At 77.0% G+C, this 1,929-nt stretch carries 2 protein-coding genes; both read left to right on the top strand.

Annotation, left to right across the window (positions count from 1 at the left end):
- A partial coding sequence (locus tag N866_RS17960) for an iron chelate uptake ABC transporter family permease subunit (RefSeq protein ID WP_034229229.1) occupies nt 1-981 on the top strand: 981 nt, incomplete at its 5' end.
- 28 nt (nt 982-1,009) lie between these two features.
- Nucleotides 1,010-1,630 carry a class I SAM-dependent methyltransferase gene (locus tag N866_RS17955; RefSeq protein WP_034229226.1) on the top strand — a complete coding sequence of 207 codons (621 nt, stop codon included), beginning with the start codon at nt 1,010-1,012 and terminating at the stop codon, nt 1,628-1,630.
- Nucleotides 1,631-1,929: the final 299 nt, after the last annotated feature.

Genomic DNA, 1,929 nt, shown 5'->3' with positions numbered 1-1,929 from the left:
CGGGCGCGGGTGGCCACCACGAGCGCCGTCGTCGTCGCCCTGCTCGGGGCCGCGGTGGTCGCCGCGCTCCTGCTCGGCGACCGCCTCCTGCTGCTCGGGGACGTCGCGCTGTGGCTCGAGGGGCGCGCGGGCGGGCAGGTGACGTTCGTGCTCGACCAGCGGGTGCCGCGGGTGCTCGCGGCGGTGGTCGCCGGCGCGGCGCTCGGCCTCGCCGGGATGCTCGTCCAGGCGGTGGCGCGCAACCCGCTCGCCGAGCCGGGGCTGCTCGGCATCACCGGCGGCGCGGGCGTGGGTGCGGTGCTGCTCATCGGGGTCGTGCCGTCCGCGGGGGTGTGGCAGATCTCCGGTGCGGCGGCGATGGGCGCGACCGTCGCCTTCGTGCTCGTGTGGGCGCTGGCCCGGCGCGGCGGGCTCGGCTCGGACCGCGTCGTGCTGGTCGGGGTGGGTGTCGGAGCGGCGGCGAGCGCGATCACCACCGTCGTCGTCGTCGTGACGAACCCCTGGAGCACGACGGCGGCGCTCACCTGGCTGTCCGGGTCGACCTACGGGCGCTCGCTCGAGCAGAGCGTGCCCGGTCTCGTGGCGCTGGCCGTGGCGCTGCCGCTGGCGCTCGCCGGGGCCCGGACGCTGGACCTGCTCTCCCTCGACGACGACACCCCGCGGGTGCTCGGCGTGCCTCTCGCCCCGGCGCGGCTGCGCCTGCTCGTCCTGGCCGGGGCGCTGACGGCGTCGGCGGTCTCGGCCGTGGGCGTCGTCGGGTTCGTCGGGCTGGTGGCCCCGCACCTCGCGCGGCGTCTGGTCGGGTCCGCGCATCACCGCGCGCTGCCGGTCGCGCTGCTGCTCGGCGCCCTGCTGGTCAGCGTCGCGGACACGGTCGGGCGGACGGTCGTGGCCCCCGGCCAGCTGCCCGTCGGGCTGGTCACGGCCCTGGTCGGGACGCCGTACTTCGTGCACTTGTTATGGCGAACGCGACGGGGGTAGGTCGACCGCGCCGGGTAGCGTCCCGGGCATGACGACGCCGGACCCGGACCGCCGCAGCCGCTGGACGCGCAAGGTCGAGGCGGACCCCGACCACTCCCACTGGTACGTCGAGCGCTTCCGCCGGATGCGGGCGGACGGCGCGGACCTCGCCGGCGAGGCCCGGACGGTCGACGCGATGCTGCCCCGCGGGTCGCGGGTCCTGGACGCCGGGTGCGGGCCCGGTCGGGTGGGCGGCGAGCTGCACCGGCGCGGGCACGTCGTCGTCGGGGTGGACGTCGACCCGGTGCTCATCGCGGCGGCCGAGGAGGACGCCCCGGGCCCGACGTGGCTGGTGGGCGACCTGGTCGACCTCGACCTGCCGGCGCGCGGCGTCACGGAGCCGTTCGACCTCATCGTGTGCGCGGGCAACGTCATGACGTTCCTCGCGCCCGGGACGGAGGTCGACGTGCTGCGGCGGATGGCCGCGCACCTGGCGCCGGACGGGCGCGCCGTCGTCGGGTTCGGCGCCGGGCGCGGGTACCCGTTCGGGGAGTTCTTCGCCGACGTCGAGCGGGCCGGCCTGCGGCTGGACCTGGCGCTGGAGACGTGGGACCTGCGCCCGTTCACCCCGGAGTCCGACTTCCTCGTGGCGGTCCTCCGCCGGGCGTGACCCGCCCCGCTCCGCTCCCCTGCCCCCTCTCCCCTGCCCCGACCCCTCTGACGATGGGGGAAGGTTCGTGGCGGATGGCGCCACGAGCCTTCCCCGTTGAGGCCTTGGACTGCGGGCGGCACGGGTCACCGCGTCGGCGGCTCCGGGACGACGATGTAGCCCTCGCGCACGTCCCCGACGACCCGCAGCCACGGGTCCCGGCGCGCCCAGCGCCACGCCAGGTAGGCGCAGAAGATCGCGTCGACCTCGTCCTCGACCACGCGCAGGTCGACCTTGCGCGTCGCCGTCGCGACCGCCCG

This window comes from Actinotalea ferrariae CF5-4, assembly GCF_000603945.1.
Lineage (GTDB): Bacteria > Actinomycetota > Actinomycetes > Actinomycetales > Cellulomonadaceae > Actinotalea > Actinotalea ferrariae.
The sequence above is the reverse complement of the archived record's forward strand: the minus strand, read 5'-3'. Positions and strand labels throughout refer to the sequence as shown.

Excerpts from the sequence above, each read along its gene's own strand:
- N866_RS17955 (WP_034229226.1), top strand. The coding sequence starts at position 1,010 with ATGACGACGCCGGACCCGGACCGCCGCAGCCGCTGGACGCGCAAGGTC.